Raw genomic sequence first — 19,580 nt, forward strand, 5'->3', positions numbered from 1 at the left:
CTGTACGTCCTGTACATTTTTGACAGAAGGAGGTGCTCCTCATGGACGCGCGCCACGTACTGCCGGAGTTCTCGGAGCGGACCTCGTACGGCACCCGGACCCTCGACCCGTACACGAAGCTTCTGGAGAACCGGGTGGTCTTCCTCGGCACGACGGTCGACGACGTCACCGCGAGCGATGTGATCGCCCAGCTCCTGTATCTGGACGCCGACGCCCCCGGCCGGGACATCGCGCTCTACCTCAACTCCCCCGGCGGCTCGATCACCGCGATGACCGCGATCCACGACACGATGCGCAGCCTGGCGAGCGACGTGGAGACGACCTGTCTCGGACACGCGGGTTCCACGGCGGCGGTCCTGCTCGCCGCCGGCACGCCCGGGAAGCGGATGATGCTGCCCGGCGCCCGGGTCACCCTGCGCCAGCCGGTCCTGGACGAGCCGTTCGCCGGACAGCCCTCGGACCTGGAGCTCCAGGCGCGCGAAATGGGGCGGCTGCGCGCCGTGATGACGGGGCTGCTCTCCGCGTACACCGGTCACGGCGAGGCTCGGATCACCGCCGACACCGACCGCCCGACCGTCCTCGACGCGCCGTCCGCGCTCGCGTACGGCCTGGTCGACCACATCGTCAGCGACCGCCGGACGGCCTCCGGCACGTCGGCCCGGTGAGGCCGCGATGGTGCCGGAGCTTCCGCCGCTGCCCGCCCTGACGCGCGCCGAGGGGCAGTTGATCGACGCGTACCTCGAAGTCGTCGACCTCCTGGGGAAGATCAATCCATCCAGGGGTTCGCATACGTATGGGGCGCTGCGTGCGGCACAGGCGCTGGTCGGAAGGGTGGAGGCGCTGCGCGAGGCGCTGACGCTCATGCATATGCGGGGTGAGAGCGAGGTCCACGCGGAGACATTGGCCTGTGCGCTGCGGGTGTTGGACGGTGAGCGGCGGGCCGCCCGCGTCACCGTCCCCGGAACACGGGCCAGTTGACATTCCGACGTGTCGTGTCGAGCCCCGGACGGCCGACACCGGACGCAGAAACCGTCCCCCGTTCGGCGTAGCAGCGCGATCGACAGATGAAGTGTGCGAGTTGCGCAACAGGTGTACGCATTTGGCGGAATCGGGCATTCCGATGCTGGTACGGGGCTCGTCGGCCAAACCTACGACGATCACGAAACCCACTTGTCCACCCGTATGGATCAGTCGTGAGGAGCCTCACATAACGCCGTTTCCGCTCGGTTTTCGCCCTACTCGTGGGTCAAGATCCTCGACGACGACAAGCCCCCGCCACCCAGGCGGGGCGGCCCGGGCGGACGCCGAGTCCTGCCGCCGTCCCGGACGTCTGGTCGACAGGATTGGATCGGCAGGAGTGGAGGACCCGAGCAGTACGGGTCGATCGCGCCGGGCACACCGGCGTGACCGTCCCTTGGGGTGAAGCCGCAGCCGCGGCCGGGCATCTTCGCCTGCCCGAACCCGACAGGTCATCCTTCACAGGCGGCTGACGAAGGGTTGCGCATGACTGCGCAGATGCATGTCCCGTCTCTGCTGTCCCGGGCGGGAGCCGTCTCGGCTCTCACCCTCGCCGCCGTCGGCGGCACGCTCCTCGCACCGGGAGCGGCACCCGAAGCCCAGGCAGCCACCACGCACGCGACGAAGGCACTCAACGTCGCCGCGGCCAAGAAGGGCGCGCCCTACCGGTACGGCTCGGCGGGTCCCACCCGCTTCGACTGCTCCGGGCTCACGCTCTACGCGTACAAGAAGGCGGGCAAGTCGCTGCCCCGCACCGCGCAGCAGCAGTACAACAAGACCCGGCACATCTCCGCCTCCAGCCGGCAGAAGGGCGACCTGGTCTTCTTCCACTCCGGCGGCCGGGTCTACCACGTGGGGATCTACGCCGGCAGCGGCAAGATCTGGCATTCGCCCAAGACGGGGTCCTGGGTGAAGCTCGACAAGATCTGGACCTCGAAGGTCTACTACGGCCGCGTGCGCTGACCCACCGGCGCCTGCGGCCGTCCCCAGGGTGCGGTGGCGCCGCCGCACCCCGCACCGCAGGCGCCTCGGTCGTCCGCGCCGGAGTCCGACCGGATCCCTAGGATGCGGCGATGACTCTCGATCAAGCTCTTGTCGACGCCGCCATCGCGCAGGCGGACCGCCGCTGGTCCCCCGAGGAGCCGGGCGGGGCCGCCGCCGTCCGTCTGGACGACGGGCGGATTCTGACCAGCGTCGGCCTCGACAACATCCACGGCAGCGTCGCCCTCTGCCAGGAGACCGGCGCGTACTGCCAGGCGTACACCCTGAACCGCCGGGTGACCGCGTCCGTCTGCGTCTTCCGCGATCCCGAGGACGGCCGGTACGTCATCCTGCCGCCGTGCGGCGTCTGCCAGGAACGGCTCGCGCTCTGGGGGCCCGACGTCGAGGTCGGCGTACCCGACCCCGAGGACCCGACCCGCTGGGTGGCGCACCGGCTCGCCGAGCTGCATCCGCACTACTGGGCGCGCCACTTCGCCGGTGGCTCCTGGCCGTCGCAGGGCCTGCACGCGAGCTGAGCGGCGCGTTCAGCAGGCCGGGACGGCTGCCGGCGCGGCGGCCCACGGCAGCGTGATCCAGACGGTCTTGCCGCCCTCGGCGGTCGGCGTGACCGAGAGCCGGCCGCCCGCCTCCGCCGCGAGGACGCGGATGATCACCATGCCGCGTCCGTTGTCCTGCTGGACGGCGGCGGGAAGCCGGCGCGGAAACCGCGGATGGCTGTCGGTCACGCCGATGCGCAGCAGCTCGTCGCGGTCGAGACGCAGCTCGACGGTGAAGGTGGGCGATTGCCCAAAGGTGTGCTGTACCGCGTTGGTCGCCAGCTCCGAGACCATCAGCCGGATCGAGTCCGCCGCGTCCCCGCCGTCGTCCAGACCCCAGCGGCCGAGCACCTCCGCGACGAACCTCCGCGCCGTGGCGACCGCGGCGGGTTCGCTCGGCAGGGTGACGGATGCTTCCTGGTGATCTGCCATGGCGAGGTCGTCCCTTTCCCGCCGGGGCCGTCGCCCCGGATCGCGCTCCGCGTCAGACTGCCACCGATCACGGGCCGGGGTGGGGCGTTCTCCCGAGATATGCCCCGTTCTGTCGCCCGAAGCGGTGAACTCTGCGCTCCTGGACCGCCCTTGGGCCCGCATCCGGGACCCGGAGTCGATCCCTGCCGCTCATCCCTGCCGCCGATCCCCGCTGCCCGGTCCCTCGCCCGCCCCGCGGTGTCAGCGCGCTCCGGCCGGCGCGGTCCGCACGATCGTCGCGACCGCCCGCTCGATCTCCGCGTCCGTGAGGTCGGCGCGGGCCGTCAGCCGCAGCCGCGAGATGCCGTCCGGCACCGACGGCGGCCGGAAGCAGCCCACGGACAGGCCCTGTTCGCGGCAGTCCGCCGCCCACCGCAACGCCTCCTCCGGCCCCGGCGCGTGGACCGAGACCACCGCCGCGTCCGGCCGGGCCGCGGTGAACCCCGCCTCGGTGAGCGTCCGGTGCAGGGCGGTCGCGACCGTACGAGCCCGTCCGGCCAGGCCCGGATCGGCGGCGAGCAGCCGCAGGCTCGCGAGCGCCGCGCCGGTGGCGGCGGGGGCGAGCCCGGTGTCGAAGATGAAGGTGCGCGCCGCGTTGACCAGGTGCTCGATGACCCGGGCCGGGCCGAGCACCGCACCGCCCTGGCTGCCCAGCGACTTGGAAAGGGTGAGGGTCGCCACCACGTCCTCGTCACCGGCGAGCCCGGCGCCGTGGAGGGCGCCCCGGCCGCCGTCGCCGAGCACACCGAAACCGTGCGCGTCGTCCACGACCAGGCCGGCGCCGTGGTCGCGGCAGGCGGCGGCGAGTTCCTCCAGCGGGGCCCGGTCGCCGTCGACGGAGAAGACGGAGTCGCTGACGGCGAGCGCCCGCCGCCCCGGATGCGCCTCCAGCGTCTTGCGTACGGCCTCGGGCTCGGCGTGCGGGACGACGGCGGTCTCCGCCCGGGCGAGCCGGCAGCCGTCGACGATCGAGGCGTGGTTGGCGGCGTCGGAGACGATCAGCGCGCCCGGACCGCCGAGCGCGGTGAGCGCGGCGAGGTTGGCGGTGTAGCCGGAGGAGAAGACGAGGGCGGCCTCGAAGCCGCAGAACGCGGCCAGTTCCTCCTCCAGCCGGGTGTGCAGCCGGGTCGTGCCGGTGACGAGCCGCGAGCCGGTCGCGCCGGCGCCCCAGCGGCGGGCGGCCTCGGCGGCCGCCCCGGTGACCTCGGGGTGCCGGGTGAGACCGAGGTAGTCGTTGCCCGCCAGGTCGAGCAGCTCCGACTCGGCCGCCCGCGGGCGCAGCGTCCGTACCAGCCCCGCCTCCGCCCGCCGGCGGGCCTCCGCCCCGGTCCAGTCGAAGGCGGAACGGCGCGCGGACGGGGTCGGCTGGGCCTGGGGCATGGGGCGTTCCTTCGTCGGCACCGATGGTCGGCACCTTTTGTAGGCAGCGCACAGACCCTAACGGCAGGAGGCCGAGGTCGGGATGTGGTCATACACACACCTCGATCGGGCTCGTTTGTTCAGATCCTCCTTGGCCGGGGGGTGTGCCGTAGGCAAGGATCAGCCCTTATGGACCTGCTGAACACGCTGGTGGAGAAGGGGCTGCGGCGCGAGACGCCGACCCGTGAAGAAGCGCTCGCCGTGCTGGCGACCTCCGACGACGAACTGCTCGATGTGGTGGCGGCGGCCGGCAAGGTGCGCCGGCAGTGGTTCGGGCGGCGGGTGAAGCTGAACTACCTCGTCAACCTGAAGTCCGGGCTGTGCCCGGAGGACTGCTCGTACTGTTCGCAGCGGCTCGGCTCCAAGGCCGACATCCTCAAGTACACCTGGCTGAAGCCGGACGAGGCGTCCCAGGCGGCCGCGGCGGGCATCGCCGGCGGCGCCAAGCGGGTCTGCCTGGTGGCGAGCGGCCGCGGTCCGACGGACCGGGACGTCGAGCGGGTCGGCAGGACCATCGAGGCGATCAAGGAGCAGAACGAGGGCGTCGAGGTGTGCGCCTGCCTCGGTCTGCTCTCCGACGGCCAGGCCGAGCGGCTGAAGTCGGCGGGCGCCGACGCGTACAACCACAACCTCAACACCTCCGAGGGCACGTACGGCGAGATCACCACCACCCACACCTACGCGGACCGGGTGGACACCGTGCAGAAGGCGCACGCGGCGGGCCTCTCCGCCTGCTCGGGCCTGATCGCCGGCATGGGCGAGACCGACGAGGACCTGGTCGACGTGGTCTTCGCGCTGCGCGAGCTGGACTCGGACTCGGTGCCGGTCAACTTCCTGATCCCCTTCGAGGGCACGCCCCTGGCGAAGGAGTGGAACCTCAGCCCGCAGCGTTGCCTGCGGATCCTCGCCATGGTCCGCTTCGTCTGCCCCGACGTCGAGGTGCGGATCGCGGGCGGCCGCGAGGTCCACCTGCGGTCGATGCAGCCGCTGGCGCTGAACATCGCCAACTCGATCTTCCTCGGCGACTACCTCACCAGCGAGGGCCAGGCCGGCCAGGCCGACCTCGACATGATCGCGGACGCCGGCTTCGAGGTGGAGGGCGCGGGCACCACCACGCTGCCCGCCCACCGCGCCGACGCGCTCGCGGCGGCGGGCGGCGGCTGCGGTTCGCACGCCTCGGCGGGCGGCTGCGGTTCCGAGGCGGCGGCAGGCTGCGGCTCGCACGCGGACGCGGCGGCCGGCGGCGGCTGCGGCCCGTGCGGCGGCCACGCGCAGGCCCCGGCCGAGGCGGCCGCCCCGGCCTCGGAGGCGCGGACGGACCTGGTGGCGGTGCGCCGCCGCGGCGCCGGCACGGACCTGGCACCGAACGCGTAACGGGTGACGATGCGCAACGACGAACTCCTCGCCCTGGACCGGGCGCACGTGTGGCATCCGTACGGCCCGATGCCGGGCCGTACGGAGCCGCTGGTGGTCGCGTCCGCGTCCGGTGTGCGTCTGCACCTCGCCGAGCCCTCCGAGGGACGGTCGGAGCTGATCGACGGCATGTCGTCGTGGTGGTCGGCTGTGCACGGCTACAACCACCCGGTGCTCAACGAGGCGGCGCGCGGTCAGCTCGACCGGATGAGCCACGTGATGTTCGGCGGGCTCACCCACGAGCCCGCGGTACGGCTCGCGGCCCGGCTGGTGGAGATCACGCCCGAGCCGCTGCGCCATGTCTTCCTGAGCGACTCCGGTTCCGTCGCGGTCGAGGTCGCGGCCAAGATGTGCCTGCAGTACTGGCGTTCGCTCGGCCGCCCCGCCAAGCGGCGGCTGCTGACCTGGCGCGGCGGCTACCACGGCGACACCTGGCAGCCGATGTCGGTGTGCGACCCCGAGGGCGGGATGCACCAGCTGTGGTCCGGCGTGCTCCAGCAGCAGGTCTTCGTGGACGCGCCGCCGGCCGCGTACGAGGAGTCGTACGCCGAACTGCTCCGCACCGCGATCGCGCGGCACGCGGACGAGCTGGCCGCGGTGATCGTGGAACCGGTGGTGCAGGGCGCGGGCGGCATGCGCTTCCACGACCCGGCGTACCTGCGGGTGCTGCGCGAGGCGTGCGACGCGCACGACGTGCTGCTCGTCTTCGACGAGATCGCCACGGGCTTCGGGCGTACGGGCACGCTGTTCGCCGCGGACCAGGCCGGGGTCTCCCCCGACGTGATGTGCCTGGGCAAGGCGCTGACGGGCGGATACCTGTCGATGGCGGCGACCTTGTGCACCCGCACAGTGGCCGACGGCATCTCCCGAGGCGAGGTGCCGGTGCTCGCGCACGGTCCGACGTTCATGGGCAACCCGCTCGCCTCCGCGGTCGCCTGCGCCTCCATCGACCTGCTCCTCTCCCAGGACTGGGCGAGGGAGGTCAAGCGGATCGAGGCCGGGCTGCGCGACGGCCTCGCGGGCACCGAGGACGTCCCCGGCGTCCGCGAGGTGCGGGTGCTCGGCGCGATCGGCGTCGTCCAGCTCGACCACGAGGTCGACATGGCGGCGGCGACCCGGGCGGCGGTCCGGGAGGGCGTGTGGCTGCGTCCGTTCCGCGACCTCGTCTACACCATGCCGCCGTACGTGACCGGCGACGCCGACCTGGCACGGATCTGCGCGGCGGTGCGTGCCGCGGCGACCGCGGGCTGAGTCCGCCGACGACGGCGGACGGACAGAAGGGAACACCATGAGCATCGTCGTCGTCAGCGGGACGGGGACGGAGATCGGCAAGACCGTCGTCACCGCGGCGGTCGCCGCCGCGGCCGTCGCCGCCGGGCGTTCGGTCGCGGTCCTCAAGCCCGCCCAGACCGGGCTCGCGCCCGCCGAACGCGGTGACGCGGACGAGGCGGTACGGCTCTCGGGCGCGAAGACCGCCGCCGAGCTGGCCCGTTATCCGGAGCCACTGGCGCCGGGCACGGCCGCCCGGCGCGCGGGCATGGCGCCGGTCGGGCCGGCGCGGGTCGCGGAGGCGGCCCGCGCGCTCGCCGAGGAGCACGACCTGGTGCTCGTCGAGGGCGCGGGCGGACTGCTCGTCCGCTTCGACGAGGACGGCGGCACGCTCGCCGACGCGGCCCGGCTGCTCGGCGCACCCGTCCTGGTGGTCGCGCCCGCCGGGCTCGGGACGCTGAACTCGACCGCGCTGACGGCGGAGGCGCTGCGGGCGCGGGGGATCGCGCAGCTCGGTGTGGTCGTCGGCAGCTGGCCGGCGGCGCCGGACCTCGCGGCGCGGTGCAATCTGACGGACCTGCCGGAGTCGGCGGGGGCGCCGCTGCTCGGCGCGGTGCCGGAGGGCTCCGGCGCGCTGGACCCGGCCGCCTTCCGCGCGGCGGCGGGCGGCTGGCTCGCCCCCGCGCTCGGCGGCACCTGGGACGCGGACGCGTTCAGGCGCGCGGCAGGGGCCTGAGCCGGCCACCCCCACCCCCGGCGCGTCCCCACTCCCCCGCGCGTCCCCTCTCTCTTCGCGTGTCCCCTCTCTCTTCGCGGAGCGTCTCTTCGCGGAGCGTCTCCCCACGGAGACCGTCTCCGTAGAGTGAGGGGATGCGCGCACACGTTCAGGAGCTCGTCTTCGACTGCGGCGAACCGGCCGCGCTGGTCCGGTTCTGGGCGGGTCTCCTCGGCGGGGAGCCCGTCGACCGGAGCCCCGACTGGTCGTACGTGGACCCGCCGGGGTTCGTCCGCATCGCCTTCCAGCGGGTTCCCGAGGGCAAGGCGGCGAAGAACCGGCTCCACCTCGACCTGGAGGTGCCCGACCCGGAGGCGGCGGCCGACGAGACGTCGCCGCGCGGCGCGGTCCGCGTCGGCGGCCTCGTCACCGACGAGCAGGGGTCCTTCCAGGTGATGCGGGATCCGGAGGGCAACGAGTTCTGCTTCGTCACGGGGTGACCGGTCCCGCCGATCCACCCTGTGGAACGTGCTGGCGACGCCCCGACCCGCGTGGTGGGATCGAGCCATGATCGATACCGATGTGGAGATCCGCCCCGCGGTGCCCTCCGACGCCGAGTCCGTGCTCGCCTTCTGGCGGGAGTCCGCCGAGGGCACGTCCATCTCCGACGACGTCGACGGAGTGAGGCGGCTCCTCGACCGTGACCCGGAAGCCCTGATCCTCGCCGTGGACGGCGACCGGATCGTCGGTTCCGTGATCGCCGGCTGGGACGGCTGGCGCGCCTCGCTCTACCGGCTCGCGGTGCTCCCCTCGTACCGCAGGCGCGGTCTCTCGAAGGCGCTGCTCAAGGCGGCGGAGGATCGTTTCGCCGCGCTGGGCGGGCGCCGCGCGGACGCGATGGTCCTGGAGGCGAACGAGCGCGCGCACCGCGCCTGGGAAACGGCGGGGTACGAACGGCAGGAGCAGTGGCGTCGCTGGGTGAAGCCGTTCAGCGGCTGATCGGCCTGCCGTTTTGCCGATCCTTTACGATGAGATCTCCCTTCGAAGACCGAGACAACCGAAAGGTGTGAACGTCCGCCCATGGGCGAGCCTCCCAGTAGCACTGGTGTCACCCCTCCCGAAAGCACCGGTTCCGATTCCGGCGACCGACATCGCGCGTTCCGTGCCCCGCTGACTGATCATGGGACGGAGGTGAACCGATGACCGAAGTGCTTCTGCTCCTGGTGGCGCTGCTGCTCGCGCTCGCGTGCGGTGCGTTCGTGGCGGCGGAGTTCTCGCTGACCACCGTCGAGCGGGGCGAGCTCGAAGCGGCCGTCGAGCGCGGCGAGCGCGGCGCCGCCGGCGCCCTCAAGGCCGTCAAGTCGCTCACCTTCCAGCTCTCCGGCGCCCAGCTGGGCATCACCGTCACCAATCTGGTCGTCGGCATGCTCTCCGAGCCCTCCATCGCCGCGCTGATCAAGGGACCGGTCGAGGCGCTCGGGCTCTCCCCCTCGGTGGCCTCGTCGATCGCCCTGGTCCTCGGTACCGCCGTGTCCACCGTGGTCCTCATGGTGGTGGGCGAGCTGGTCCCCAAGAACTGGGCGATCTCACATCCGCTCGCCGTCGCCAAGGTCGTGGCGACGCCACAGCGGGTGTTCACGGCCATGTTCAAGCCGCTGATCAGCCACCTCAACAACACGGCCAACCGGATCCTGCGCCGCCTGGGCATGGAGCCCACCGAGGAGCTGGCGTCCGCGCGCTCCCCCCAGGAGCTGGTGGCGCTCGCGCGCCACTCGGCGAAGGAGGGCGCCCTGGAGGCGGACACGGCCGAATTGTTCGTTCGCACACTGAACCTCGCGGAGCTCACCGCCGAGAACGTGATGACGCCGCGCGTGCAGGTGACCGCCCTGGAGGTGCAGGCCACCGCCGAGGACGTCGCCAACGCCACGCGCGCCACCGGTCTCTCCCGCTTCCCCGTCTACCGGGGCAACCTGGACACGGTCGTGGGCATCGCGCACATCAAGGACGTGCTCGCCATACCGGCCGACGAGCGGCGGATGCGCCGTGTCGGCGACATCGCGCGCGAGCCGCTCCTCGTGCCCGAGACGCTGACCGTCGACAAGCTGCTCGACCGGCTGTCCGGGAAGCAGACGATGGCCGTCGTCATCGACGAGTACGGCGGCACGGCCGGCGTCGCGACGCTGGAGGACATCGTCGAGGAAGTCGTCGGCGAGGTGCGCGACGAGCACGACCCGCACGAGACCCCCGACCTCGCCCGCGCCGGTGAGGACCAGGACGGCCGCCTGCTGTGGTCGGCCGACGGAGCCGCTCGTACCGACCAGTTGGAACGCATCGGCCTGAAGGTGCCGGACGGACCGTACGAGACCCTCGCAGGCGTCCTCGCGACCGAGCTGGGCCGGATCCCGGCCGTCGGCGACACCGTGGAACTGGGCGGCTGGCGCCTCGACGTCGCCGACGCCTCCGGGCGCCGCGCCGCGCGCGTCCTGCTGCACGCGCCGCTCCCCCAGGACGACGACGAGACCGGGGAGGCGCGCCGATGACCGCGATCCAGTTGCTGATCGGCCTGCTCACGCTGGTCGTGAACGCCTTCTTCGTCGGCGCCGAGTTCGCCCTGATCTCGGTCCGGCGCAGCCAGATCGAACCCCTCGCGGAGGCCGGCGACCGCCGGGCCCGCAGCGTCGTCTGGGGTCTGGAACACGTCTCCGCGCTGCTCGCGGCGGCGCAGCTCGGCATCACGCTGTGCACCCTGGTGCTCGGCATCGTGGCCGAGCCGGCCATCGCGCACCTGCTGGAGCCCGTCTTCGACGCCGTCGGCGTGCCGCACGGCCTGGTCCACCCGATCTCGTTCGTGATCGCGCTGACCGTGGCCACGTATCTGCACATGCTCCTCGGCGAGATGGTGCCGAAGAACATCGCGCTCGCGGAGCCGACCCGGACCGCGCTGCTCCTCGGCCCGCCGCTGGTGACGCTGGCGCGCGCGCTGCGCCCGGTGATCTTCACCGTCAACGCCTTCGCGAACGCGCTGCTGAAGCTGATGCGGGTGGAGGCGAAGAACGAGGTGGCGGCGACGTTCTCGGACGACGAGCTGGCCCGGATGGTCACCGACGCGAGTGACGCCGGTCTGCTCGACGACCGCGCGACCGAGCGTCTGCACGACGCGCTGGAGCTGGGCCGCCGCCCGGTGCGCGACGTGGTCATGCCGGTCGAGAAGGTGATCTACGCGCAGGTGGGCACCACTCCGGAGGAGCTGGAGGCGCTGTCCGCCGAGTCGGGCTTCTCCCGCTTCCCCGTGGTGGACTCCGACCGCCGGATCCTGGGCTACCTCCATGTGAAGGACGCCCTGGACATCACCCCGCGCGACCTTCCGCTCCCGGTGTCGGCGCTGCGGCCGATCGCCCGCGTGCGGGCGGCGACGCCGATGGACGACGTGCTGACGGCGATGCGCCGCAGCCGTACGCACCTGGCGGCCGTGCTCGACGACGACGGCAAGCTGGCCGGCCTGGTCACGATGGAGGACGTCCTCCGCGAACTGGTGGGGCGCCCGGCGGCGCCGTAGCCGCACGCGGCGACGTCACACATGGGGAAGGCCCCCGGGATCTGGGATCCCGGGGGCCTTCCCGTGTCCGTCGCGTGGTGCGCCCCGTCAGAGGGCGGACGCGGCGAGCCAGTCGTCGAGGAGGTCGCGGTCGCCTGTGTGGGTGAAGCGCGGGTCGTCGGGGGCGTACCGGCGATGCAGCAGGAGGAGCAGTTCGCCGGCGTCGGCCGTCACGCTCGCGGTGGGCTCGGCGCCGCCGCCCGTACCGCCCCTGCTCCAGGTGAAACCGCCGCCGCCGAGCACCAGCGTCCAGACGGCGCCGCTGTCCCGTGCCGCCAGGCGGAGTACCGCGCCGTCGCGGTCGAGGTGGGCGAGCGGTTCGGCGATCCACGGGATGTAGGGAGCCGTGGTGAGGAAGTGGTCGAGCGCGTCGGCCGCCGTGCCCGGGTCGAGCGGCCGGGCGGCGCCGGTGAGCGCGATCTCGGCGTCGGCGAGGTGGACGACCGTCTCGGCCAGGACATGGCGCGGGTAGTGCCGCACCGACGGGTCGGCACCCGGCGACCACACCGGCGCCGTGGGATCGGCCGCACGGGCGGCGGCGGTGAAGCCCTCGGCGCGGGCGGCGAACCAGCCCGGATACGAGGACGGCTCGACCGGCGGGTCCAGTGGCAGGTCCCCGGCGCGGACGCGCGTGGCGGGGCGGGCGGTCACGAGGTGCTCGGCCCAGACGTGGACGGTGCCGAGGTGGCGGGTCAGGTCGCCGAGCGTCCAGCCGGGGCAGGTCGGCACGGGGGTGGCCGGGTCGGCGCCCCTGACGGTGTCCACGTACCGGCCCGCCCGCTCGGCGACGGTCTCGACGAGGGCGAGGTGCGCGTCCACATCGAGTCGGAGGCCGTGGCCGACGGGCTTCAGCAGGCCGTCGCGGGCGTCCGCGTCGAGCCGGAAGCGGGTGGAGACCCTGAGCAGGCCGTCGCGCCGCGGTCCCGGCGGCTCCCGGAGCGCGCCGGCGCGGAAGAGTCCGTCGAGGGTGCGCCGGTCGGCGTGGCCGAGTCCGGAGAGCGCGTGCCCGGTGTCTTCGAGCCACCGCGCGGCGGTGTCGGGGTCGAGGGTGTCCTCGTCGCTGGTCTCGACCGCCGTCACCAGCCCGGCCAGCGCCTCGGCCAGGGCGTGCAGGAGCGCGTCGCTCATCGGATTTCCCCTCCCGGGTTCTCCACGGCACCCGCGCATACCGCACGGTATGATCGGCTCCGCCATGGAGATCAATGCCACGTACAACAGTCTCGTCGCCGTCGGGGACAGCTTCACCGAGGGTATGTCGGACCTGAGGCCCGACGGTTCGTACCGGGGCTGGGCGGACGTCCTCGCGGGCCGGCTCGCCGCCCGCACGCCCGGCTTCCGCTACGCCAACCTCGCGGTGCGCGGGAAGCTCATCGGACAGATCGTCGAGGAGCAAGTCGCCCTGGCCGCAGGGATGAAGGCCGACGTGGTCACCCTCGTCGGCGGCCTCAACGACACCCTCCGCCCCAAGGTCGACATGGTCCGCGTCAAGGACCTCCTGACCGAGGCCGTGGAACGCCTCACACCCTCCTGCGGGCAGCTGGTCCTGATGCGGAGCCCCGGCCGGAACGGTCCGGTCATGGAGCGCTTCCGCCCCCGGATGGAGGAGCTCTTCGCCCACATCGACGAGCTGGCCGGCCGGCACGGCGCGCTCGTGGTCGACCTGTACAGCGCTCCGGTCCTGGGCGACCCCCGGCTGTGGGACGTGGACCGGCTGCACCTCACCGCCGACGGGCACCGGCGGGTGGCGGAGGCCGTGTGGCAGACGCTGGGGCTCGCCGCCGAGAACGACTGGCGGGCGCCGCTCCCGGCCTCCGTACGTCCGGGCTGGATGGCGCGGCGCGCCGCGGACGCCCGGTTCGCCAGGGAACACCTCGGCCCGTGGATCGGCCGCCGGCTCACCGGCCGCTCGTCCGGCGACGGCCGCCCGGCGAAGCGGCCCGAGCTGCTGCCGTACGAGACGCGGTCCGAGGTCTGAGCCGGCGGCGGGCACCCACCACGTGACGTGGGTCTCGTAGCAAGCTCCAGCCGGGACCACGGCGCTGGCCTGCAGAAATCACCAGTAAACTCTGGACACGTGACTGCTGCGACTGTGAAGCCCCGTATCCCCAACGTCCTGGCCGGCCGCTACGCCTCCGCGGAGCTCGCCGTCCTCTGGTCCCCCGAGCAGAAGGTGAAGCTGGAGCGCCAGCTGTGGCTCGCCGTGCTGCGTGCCCAGAAGGACCTCGGGATCGAGGTTCCGGACGCGGCGATCGCCGACTACGAGCGCGTCCTCGACCAGGTCGACCTCGGCTCCATCGCCGAGCGCGAGAAGGTCACCCGGCACGACGTGAAGGCGCGCATCGAGGAGTTCAACGCTCTCGCCGGCCATGAGCACGTGCACAAGGGCATGACCTCCCGCGACCTCACGGAGAACGTCGAGCAGCTCCAGATCCGCCTCTCGCTGGAGCTGGTCCGGGACCGTACGGTCGCCGTCCTGGCCCGCCTGGGCAAGCTGTCCGCCGAGTACGGCGAGCTGGTCATGGCTGGGCGGTCGCACAACGTCGCCGCGCAGGCCACCACCCTCGGCAAGCGCTTCGCGACCACCGCGGACGAGCTGCTCGTGGCGTACACCCGTCTGGAGGAGCTGCTCGGCCGCTACCCGCTGCGCGGCATCAAGGGCCCGGTGGGCACCGCCCAGGACATGCTCGACCTGCTCGGCGGCGACGCCGGCAAGCTCGCCGAGCTGGAGCAGCGGATCGCCGGTCACCTGGGCTTCGCGCACGCCTTCACCTCGGTCGGCCAGGTCTACCCGCGCTCGCTCGACTACGACGTGGTCACCGCGCTGGTGCAGCTCGCCGCCGGCCCGTCGTCGATCGCCAAGACGATCCGCCTGATGGCCGGCCACGAGCTGGTCACCGAGGGCTTCAAGCCCGGCCAGGTCGGCTCCTCCGCGATGCCGCACAAGATGAACACCCGCTCCTGCGAGCGCGTCAACGGCCTCATGGTCATCCTGCGCGGTTACGCGTCGATGACCGGCGAGCTGGCCGGCGACCAGTGGAACGAGGGCGACGTGTCCTGCTCCGTGGTCCGCCGCGTGGCGCTGCCGGACGCCTTCTTCGCGCTCGACGGCCTGCTGGAGACCTTCCTCACCGTGCTGGACGAGTTCGGCGCCTTCCCGGCCGTCGTCGCCCGCGAGCTCGACCGCTACCTGCCGTTCCTCGCCACCACCAAGGTCCTGATGGCCTCGGTCCGCGCGGGCGTGGGCCGCGAGCTCGCCCACGAGGCGATCAAGGAGAACGCAGTGGCGTCGGCCCTCGCCATGCGCGAGCAGGGCGTCGAGCGCAACGAACTGCTCGACAAGCTCGCCGCCGACGACCGCATCCCGCTGGACCGCGCGCAGCTCGACGAGCTGATGGCGGACAAGCTCTCCTTCACCGGCGCCGCCGCCGACCAGGTCGCCACCGTGGTGGCCCGGATCGAGGAGCTCGTCAAGCAGCACCCCGAGGCCGCCGCCTACACCCCCGGCGCGATCCTCTGACCCGGACCCGCCGGTTCACCCGCGAGGAACTGGAGGCCGCCCGCGACCGCGTCGTCCCCGACGTGGCCGAGGGCGGCCTCGCCGTTCTCTTCTGCGGCATCAACCCGGGCCTGATGACCGCCGCGACCGGTCACCACTTCGCCCGCCCCGGCAACCGCTTCTGGCCGGTGCTCCATCTCTCCGGCTTCACGCCGCGCCTGCTGCGCCCCGACGAGCAGGACGAGTTGCTCTCGTACGGGCTCGGCATCACCAACGTCGCCGCCCGTCCGACCGCGCGCGCCGACGAACTGAGCCGCGAGGAGTACGTCGAGGGCGGCCGCATCCTCACCGAGAAGGTCCTGCGGCTGAAGCCCCACTGGCTCGCGGTCGTCGGCGTCACCGCGTACCGCACCGCCTTCGGCGAGCCGAAGGCCGCGATCGGCCCTCAGGAGCGGACCATCGGCACGACGCGGATCTGGGCCCTGCCCAATCCGAGCGGGCTCAACGCGCACTGGACGGCGCAGACGATGGCGGAGGAGTACGCGCGGCTGAGGCAGGTGGCCCGCCTGCCACCCGCATGACCGCTCACGCCGCCGTCCTCCTCCTCGACGACGCTGCCGCTGCTGCCGCCACCGCCGCCGCCGCCGCCGCCGCCGCCGGGAACGATGGCGGAGGCTCCCTCACGGCGGATCCACGTCGGTGATGACGGCGAGGAGCTGGAACGGCAGCTCCTTGTCCCACTGCGAGACGCCCAGCCCGATCCATCTGCTGTCCACACGCCACAGCGTGAGGTCCGGTACGTGCGCGCACAGCACCGACCAGGGCTCCGGCAGCAGCTCCCCCTCCATGCTGCGATGGTGCAGCGACCACAGGCTCATGCGGTCCGGATCGCCCCAGCGCGCGGCGAGCAGGGCGGCGAGTCCGTCGCGCTCCGCTTCGTACTGTTCCTCGACCGCTTCCCGGCGGCTCCCGTCGTCCTCCCAGAAGTCCTCGCTGGTGGCCAGCGCGGCGACATGGAAGCCCGGCCCGCTGTCGAGGTGGCCGGCCCGCTCCGGCCGTGTCGGGAACTCCCTCGACCGCAGTAAGTCGAGGTCCGACAGAAGGCGTGTCGTGGTCATGTGCCCAGTAAACCGCCCGGCACTGACAGTTGGCGCCACGTCAGCCGGCCCGAACGCGCGAACCGGCTGCGGCCCCGACTGCGGACCTGGGTCCGGCCCCGGGTGCGGACCCGGGTCTCGGCGCGGACACGGCCCGGACACGGCCGGGGGCGGCCCTCGCCGCCTCCGGAACCATTGAGTACCATCCGCCTGACACGGGCACGAGCTGGGAGGACACACTGTGGGGCGGCTGACCGGCGGGGATCCGTCGCTGCTGCGGCGGATCAATTCCGCGGTGGTACTCCATGCTCTGCGCGGCTCGGACCCGCGCACGCTCACGGATCTGACCCGGATCACCGGGCTGTCCCGGCCGACCGTCGAGGGCGTCGTCGAAGGACTCATCGAAGGCGGCCTCGTCGTCGAGGCCGCGCCCGAGGAGGGTGAGGCACGGCGCCAGGGCCGCCCCGCCCGGAGGTTCCGGTTCCGCGCCGAGGCCGGTCATCTGCTCGGCATCGAGATCGGCCCGCACCGCGTCGCCGCCCTCCTCTCCGGTCTCGACGGCCGGATCATCAGCGCGGGCGCGCGCGAGGTGTCGGAGACGGCGCCGGAGGACGAGCGCCTGGACAAGGTGCGCATGGTCGTCGCGGACGTCCTGCGCCGCGCCGGCGTGCCCCGGTCGAACCTCCGGGCGGTCGGCGTCGGCACCCCCGGGATCGTGGAGGCCGACGGCACGGTGCGGCTCGGCACGGCACTGCCCGGCTGGACGGGCCTCGCGCTCGGCGAGCGGCTGCGCCGCTCCTTCCGCTGCCCGGTGATCGTGGAGAACGACGCCAACGCTGCGGCCGTCGCCGAGCACTGGAAGGGCGCCGCGACCGACTCCGACGACATCGTCTTCGTCCTCGCCGGGCTGAGCCCCGGCGCGGGCTCGCTGATCGGCGGCCGGCTGCACCGCGGTTACGGCGGTGCGGCGGGCGAGATCGGCGCACTGCACCTCCTGGGGCGCGGCGTCACGCCGGAGCACCTGCTGTCGACGACCGACGAGCCTCTGCACCCGCTCGACGAGCAGGCGGTGACGGAGGTCTTCGCGCTGGCGAGGAAGGGTGACGCCCGGGCCGAGGCGGCGGTCGAGCGGTTCATCCAGCGGCTGGTGCACGACGTGGGCGCCCTCGTCCTGGCGCTCGATCCCGAACTGGTGGTGGTCGGCGGCTGGGCGGCCGGCCTGGACGGCGTGCTGCAGCCGCTCCGCGACGAACTGGCGCGATTCTGCCTCCGCCCGCCGCGCGTGGTGCTCTCGCTGCTCGGCGAGGCCGCCGTCGGCACCGGCGCGCTGCGCCTGGCGCTCGACCACGTCGAGGAGCAGCTGTTCGCGGTCGAGGGCAGCGTGACGGCCCGGCGCTGAGTCGGGGCCGGGGCCGGGCCAGAGCCGTCAGACGTTCACGTACCGCGAGAACCGTCGTCGGCGGGCACGATCGTCCTCAGGGAGATCGCGAAGACCCGGCCTCGGAAGGCCGGGTCTTCGGGCTGACCGGGGCGGCGGCTCCGGGGAACCGCCGCGGCGGGCTGGGTCAGGAGGCCATCGCCAGGTCGACGGAGTCGCCGAAGGTGAGGCGGCAGGTATCGGCGCGGTAGGTGGCGACGGAGACGGCGGCGGTACGGCCGCCGGAGAGGTAACGGGTCGTCACGACCAGCACCGGCGAGCCCGGCAGGCGATCCAGTTCCTTGGCGTCGTCCGCGCGCGCGGAACCCAGCTCCACCGAACGGTCCTGCCCGTCGAGGGCCAGGTGCTGGAGCTCGCGCAGCACGGCGCGGGCGCCGGCGGGCCCGGCCGGGGCGTCGACGGCGGTGAGTCCGGCGACCGAGCCGGCGGGCACGTACAGCAGTTCCGCGGCGACGGCCTGACCCTGGCTGAGGCGCACCCGGCGCACCAGGTGCACGTCCTCGTCGACGGGGGTCTCCAGCAGACGCGCCACGGCGGCGGGGGCCTTGCCGAGAACGGCGTCCTGCGGCTCCCAGGCGTCGTCACCGACGCCGGGCCATGCCTGCTGCTTGGTCGAGACGTCGACGCCGACGCGCGGGGGCGCGACCGTCGTGCCGACGCCGCGCCGGCGCTGGAGGCGTCCTTCGAGCTCCAGCTGCTCCAGAGCCTGGCGGAGCGTGGCCCGTGCGACGCCGAAACGGGCCGCGAGCTCGCGCTCGTTGGGCAGAATCTCACCGACCGCGAAGTCGGAGTCGAGTGCCTCGCCGATCACCGTCTTGAGGTGCTGGTACTTCGGTTCCTGGACCGATTCCAGCTGCGTGGTCCCCACCCTGTCCTCCGCAATTCGCCGTGTCCCGCGGCGTTTCCGCGCCCTTGTTTATTAAAGGTTCCTGCACTAACTCTGCGACCATAAGGCGAGCCACCACCTTGGTCAAGACCAATCCTCCGCCGAACGTCCGGAAATGTGACCCTCTGACCTTGATCGTTCACAGGACGTTCGCACCCCCGTGAGGCACGACAAGCCAGAAGCCCCGCCCACCGATCCGGTGGGCGGGGCTTCTGGCGTGGAGGGGCGTGGAGGGGCGGGGAGGCGGTGATCGACGACGCCTCTTTCGGCAGGCCCCTTGAACTCGTGCCTACCGACCAGTAAATGTTGCTGACAAGACGTCTAAGAGGATGTACGAGGGAGCCTCCATGCCGGCACGGATCACGTTCGAGTTCGAGACCCCGCGGGGCCGCCGCACGACGTCCCTGGTGTACGAGCGCCGCGGAACGGGTGCGCCACTGCTCCTCCTCCACGGGATCGGCCACCACTGGCAGGCGTGGGAGCCGGTCCTCGACGTGCTCGCCACGGAACGCGACGTCATCGCCGTCGACCTGCCGGGGTTCGGTGCGTCCGACGGCCTCCCGCAGGGCTGCGCCTACGACCTGACGACCGTCACTCCCGTACTCGCCGCCTTCTGCGCTGCCCTCGGGATCGAGCGGCCGCACGTGGCGGGCAACTCGCTCGGCGGACTGCTCGCCCTGCAGCTCGGCCGCGAGAAGGCCGTCCGCTCGGTCACGGCCCTCTCCCCCGCGGGCTTCTGGACCGAGAGCGAGCGACGGTACGCCTACGGCACCCTGCGCGCCCTGCGCGGCGCGGCCCTGTCGATGCCCCTCCCCCTCATCGACCGCCTGTCACGGACCCCGGCCGGACGCACGGCGCTCACCAGCACCATCTACGCCCGGCCCGGCCGCCGCTCACCCGAGGCGGTCGTGGCCGAGACGCTGGCGCTGCGCGAGGCCACCGGCTTCCACCAGACCCTCGACGCGGGGCGGACCGTCCTCTTCCGCGACGACATCCCGTCGCTGCCGGTCACCGTCGCCTGGGGCACCCGCGACCGTCTGCTGCTGCGCCGCCAGGGGATCCGCGCCAAGCGGGCCATCCCCGGTGCGCGCCTGGTGCGCCTGCCCGGCTGCGGCCACGTCCCGATGAACGACGACCCCGCGCTCGTCGCCCGCGTGATCCTCGACGGCAGCGCCGCCGGCTGAACCGGCCGCCGACTTCCGCCTGGTCAACAGCCCGGTACCGAG

21 protein-coding genes and 1 riboswitch are annotated in these 19,580 nt (G+C 72.9%); of the genes, 16 read left to right on the forward strand and 5 right to left on the reverse strand.

The window, feature by feature from the left end; genetic code table 11:
- Nucleotides 1-41 precede the first annotated feature (41 nt).
- The 4 genes from IF73_RS0112585 to IF73_RS0112600 all read left to right on the forward strand — a co-directional run bounded on the left by IF73_RS0112585 (nt 42) and on the right by IF73_RS0112600 (nt 2,534).
- Nucleotides 42-665 (forward strand): ATP-dependent Clp protease proteolytic subunit, encoded by a 624-nt coding sequence (locus IF73_RS0112585; protein WP_031006772.1) that lies wholly within the window; start codon nt 42-44, stop codon nt 663-665.
- 7 nt (nt 666-672) lie between these two features.
- The gene (locus IF73_RS0112590; RefSeq protein ID WP_031006774.1) at nt 673-978 is read left to right on the forward strand and encodes a hypothetical protein; all 306 of its coding nucleotides are present in this window, start codon (nt 673-675) and stop codon (nt 976-978) included.
- 327 nt (nt 979-1,305) lie between these two features.
- Nucleotides 1,306-1,500, forward strand: a riboswitch (cyclic di-AMP (ydaO/yuaA leader).
- Between the two features lie 3 nt (nt 1,501-1,503).
- Entirely contained in the window at nt 1,504-1,980 is a 477-nt protein-coding gene (locus IF73_RS0112595) for a C40 family peptidase (protein ID WP_031006776.1), read from the forward strand.
- 110 nt (nt 1,981-2,090) lie between these two features.
- On the forward strand, nt 2,091-2,534 hold the full coding sequence (locus tag IF73_RS0112600; RefSeq protein WP_031006778.1) for a cytidine deaminase: 444 nt from the start codon (nt 2,091-2,093) through the stop codon (nt 2,532-2,534).
- Nucleotides 2,535-2,543: 9 nt separating this feature from the next.
- On the opposite strand, the gene IF73_RS0112605 is transcribed toward IF73_RS0112600, so the two are convergent.
- Nucleotides 2,544-2,987, reverse strand: coding sequence for an ATP-binding protein (locus tag IF73_RS0112605; protein ID WP_031006780.1), 444 nt, complete (start codon nt 2,985-2,987; stop codon nt 2,544-2,546).
- A gap of 240 nt (nt 2,988-3,227) precedes the next feature.
- Entirely contained in the window at nt 3,228-4,406 is a 1,179-nt protein-coding gene (locus IF73_RS0112610) for an 8-amino-7-oxononanoate synthase (RefSeq protein WP_031006782.1), read from the reverse strand.
- 168 nt (nt 4,407-4,574) lie between these two features.
- Here IF73_RS0112610 and bioB point away from each other — a divergent pair, with 168 nt between their 5' ends.
- The 7 genes from bioB to IF73_RS0112645 all read left to right on the forward strand — a co-directional run bounded on the left by bioB (nt 4,575) and on the right by IF73_RS0112645 (nt 11,398).
- Nucleotides 4,575-5,819: a biotin synthase BioB gene (gene bioB / locus IF73_RS0112615; protein WP_031006784.1), complete on the forward strand. Its 1,245-nt coding sequence runs from the start codon at nt 4,575-4,577 to the stop codon at nt 5,817-5,819.
- 9 nt (nt 5,820-5,828) lie between these two features.
- A complete protein-coding gene (locus IF73_RS0112620) occupies nt 5,829-7,109 on the forward strand; it encodes an adenosylmethionine--8-amino-7-oxononanoate transaminase (protein WP_031006786.1) in 1,281 nt (426 codons plus the stop codon).
- Nucleotides 7,110-7,146: 37 nt separating this feature from the next.
- A complete protein-coding gene (gene bioD, locus IF73_RS0112625; protein WP_031006788.1) occupies nt 7,147-7,863 on the forward strand; it encodes a dethiobiotin synthase in 717 nt (238 codons plus the stop codon).
- A gap of 134 nt (nt 7,864-7,997) precedes the next feature.
- Nucleotides 7,998-8,342 (forward strand): VOC family protein, encoded by a 345-nt coding sequence (locus tag IF73_RS0112630; RefSeq protein WP_031006790.1) that lies wholly within the window; start codon nt 7,998-8,000, stop codon nt 8,340-8,342.
- Nucleotides 8,343-8,409: 67 nt separating this feature from the next.
- Entirely contained in the window at nt 8,410-8,841 is a 432-nt protein-coding gene (locus IF73_RS0112635; protein WP_031006792.1) for a GNAT family N-acetyltransferase, read from the forward strand.
- Between the two features lie 200 nt (nt 8,842-9,041).
- Nucleotides 9,042-10,382 (forward strand): hemolysin family protein, encoded by a 1,341-nt coding sequence (locus IF73_RS0112640; protein WP_031006794.1) that lies wholly within the window; start codon nt 9,042-9,044, stop codon nt 10,380-10,382.
- Nucleotides 10,379-11,398, forward strand: coding sequence for a hemolysin family protein (locus tag IF73_RS0112645; protein ID WP_031006796.1), 1,020 nt, complete (start codon nt 10,379-10,381; stop codon nt 11,396-11,398). The genes IF73_RS0112640 and IF73_RS0112645 overlap by 4 nt, the downstream gene beginning before the upstream one ends.
- An 87-nt stretch (nt 11,399-11,485) precedes the next feature.
- On the opposite strand, the gene IF73_RS0112650 is transcribed toward IF73_RS0112645, so the two are convergent.
- Nucleotides 11,486-12,565 (reverse strand): maleylpyruvate isomerase N-terminal domain-containing protein, encoded by a 1,080-nt coding sequence (locus IF73_RS0112650; RefSeq protein ID WP_031006798.1) that lies wholly within the window; start codon nt 12,563-12,565, stop codon nt 11,486-11,488.
- 64 nt (nt 12,566-12,629) lie between these two features.
- On the opposite strand from IF73_RS0112650, the gene IF73_RS0112655 reads away from it, so the two are divergent.
- From IF73_RS0112655 to mug, 3 genes are all read left to right on the forward strand, one after another.
- A complete protein-coding gene (locus tag IF73_RS0112655) occupies nt 12,630-13,412 on the forward strand; it encodes an SGNH/GDSL hydrolase family protein (RefSeq protein WP_031006801.1) in 783 nt (260 codons plus the stop codon).
- Between the two features lie 99 nt (nt 13,413-13,511).
- Nucleotides 13,512-14,954: an adenylosuccinate lyase gene (gene purB / locus IF73_RS0112660; RefSeq protein ID WP_031006803.1), complete on the forward strand. Its 1,443-nt coding sequence runs from the start codon at nt 13,512-13,514 to the stop codon at nt 14,952-14,954.
- Nucleotides 14,955-15,016: 62 nt separating this feature from the next.
- Nucleotides 15,017-15,514: a G/U mismatch-specific DNA glycosylase gene (gene mug, locus IF73_RS0112665; RefSeq protein WP_199806640.1), complete on the forward strand. Its 498-nt coding sequence runs from the start codon at nt 15,017-15,019 to the stop codon at nt 15,512-15,514.
- A 99-nt stretch (nt 15,515-15,613) separates the two neighbouring features.
- Here the strand turns inward: mug and IF73_RS0112670 are convergent, their stop codons facing one another.
- Nucleotides 15,614-16,051 carry a hypothetical protein gene (locus IF73_RS0112670; protein WP_031006809.1) on the reverse strand — a complete coding sequence of 146 codons (438 nt, stop codon included), beginning with the start codon at nt 16,049-16,051 and terminating at the stop codon, nt 15,614-15,616.
- A 220-nt stretch (nt 16,052-16,271) separates the two neighbouring features.
- On the opposite strand from IF73_RS0112670, the gene IF73_RS0112675 reads away from it, so the two are divergent.
- A complete protein-coding gene (locus IF73_RS0112675) occupies nt 16,272-17,429 on the forward strand; it encodes an ROK family transcriptional regulator (RefSeq protein WP_031006811.1) in 1,158 nt (385 codons plus the stop codon).
- A gap of 166 nt (nt 17,430-17,595) precedes the next feature.
- On the opposite strand, the gene IF73_RS0112680 is transcribed toward IF73_RS0112675, so the two are convergent.
- Nucleotides 17,596-18,336 (reverse strand): GntR family transcriptional regulator, encoded by a 741-nt coding sequence (locus IF73_RS0112680; RefSeq protein ID WP_031006813.1) that lies wholly within the window; start codon nt 18,334-18,336, stop codon nt 17,596-17,598.
- Nucleotides 18,337-18,701: 365 nt separating this feature from the next.
- Between IF73_RS0112680 and IF73_RS0112685 the strand changes: the two genes are divergently transcribed.
- Nucleotides 18,702-19,538, forward strand: a complete 837-nt coding sequence (locus tag IF73_RS0112685) for an alpha/beta fold hydrolase (RefSeq protein ID WP_031006815.1) — start codon at nt 18,702-18,704, stop codon at nt 19,536-19,538.
- Nucleotides 19,539-19,580 lie beyond the last annotated feature (42 nt).

The sequence above is a fragment of the Streptomyces sp. NRRL F-5727 genome, from assembly GCF_000719555.1.
In the GTDB taxonomy this organism is placed as follows: domain Bacteria; phylum Actinomycetota; class Actinomycetes; order Streptomycetales; family Streptomycetaceae; genus Streptomyces.

Excerpts from the sequence above, each read along its gene's own strand:
- IF73_RS0112610 (WP_031006782.1), bottom strand. The coding sequence starts at position 4,406 with ATGCCCCAGGCCCAGCCGACCCCGTCCGCGCGCCGTTCCGCCTTCGAC.
- IF73_RS0112685 (WP_031006815.1), top strand. The coding sequence starts at position 18,702 with ATGCCGGCACGGATCACGTTCGAGTTCGAGACCCCGCGGGGCCGCCGC.
- IF73_RS0112600 (WP_031006778.1), top strand. The coding sequence starts at position 2,091 with ATGACTCTCGATCAAGCTCTTGTCGACGCCGCCATCGCGCAGGCGGAC.
- IF73_RS0112635 (WP_031006792.1), top strand. The coding sequence starts at position 8,410 with ATGATCGATACCGATGTGGAGATCCGCCCCGCGGTGCCCTCCGACGCC.
- IF73_RS0112585 (WP_031006772.1), top strand. The coding sequence starts at position 42 with ATGGACGCGCGCCACGTACTGCCGGAGTTCTCGGAGCGGACCTCGTAC.
- bioB (WP_031006784.1), top strand. The coding sequence starts at position 4,575 with ATGGACCTGCTGAACACGCTGGTGGAGAAGGGGCTGCGGCGCGAGACG.
- IF73_RS0112605 (WP_031006780.1), bottom strand. The coding sequence starts at position 2,987 with ATGGCAGATCACCAGGAAGCATCCGTCACCCTGCCGAGCGAACCCGCC.
- IF73_RS0112650 (WP_031006798.1), bottom strand. The coding sequence starts at position 12,565 with ATGAGCGACGCGCTCCTGCACGCCCTGGCCGAGGCGCTGGCCGGGCTG.
- IF73_RS0112590 (WP_031006774.1), top strand. The coding sequence starts at position 673 with ATGGTGCCGGAGCTTCCGCCGCTGCCCGCCCTGACGCGCGCCGAGGGG.
- bioD (WP_031006788.1), top strand. The coding sequence starts at position 7,147 with ATGAGCATCGTCGTCGTCAGCGGGACGGGGACGGAGATCGGCAAGACC.
- IF73_RS0112595 (WP_031006776.1), top strand. The coding sequence starts at position 1,504 with ATGACTGCGCAGATGCATGTCCCGTCTCTGCTGTCCCGGGCGGGAGCC.
- IF73_RS0112620 (WP_031006786.1), top strand. The coding sequence starts at position 5,829 with ATGCGCAACGACGAACTCCTCGCCCTGGACCGGGCGCACGTGTGGCAT.
- IF73_RS0112630 (WP_031006790.1), top strand. The coding sequence starts at position 7,998 with ATGCGCGCACACGTTCAGGAGCTCGTCTTCGACTGCGGCGAACCGGCC.
- IF73_RS0112640 (WP_031006794.1), top strand. The coding sequence starts at position 9,042 with ATGACCGAAGTGCTTCTGCTCCTGGTGGCGCTGCTGCTCGCGCTCGCG.
- IF73_RS0112670 (WP_031006809.1), bottom strand. The coding sequence starts at position 16,051 with ATGACCACGACACGCCTTCTGTCGGACCTCGACTTACTGCGGTCGAGG.
- IF73_RS0112645 (WP_031006796.1), top strand. The coding sequence starts at position 10,379 with ATGACCGCGATCCAGTTGCTGATCGGCCTGCTCACGCTGGTCGTGAAC.
- IF73_RS0112655 (WP_031006801.1), top strand. The coding sequence starts at position 12,630 with ATGGAGATCAATGCCACGTACAACAGTCTCGTCGCCGTCGGGGACAGC.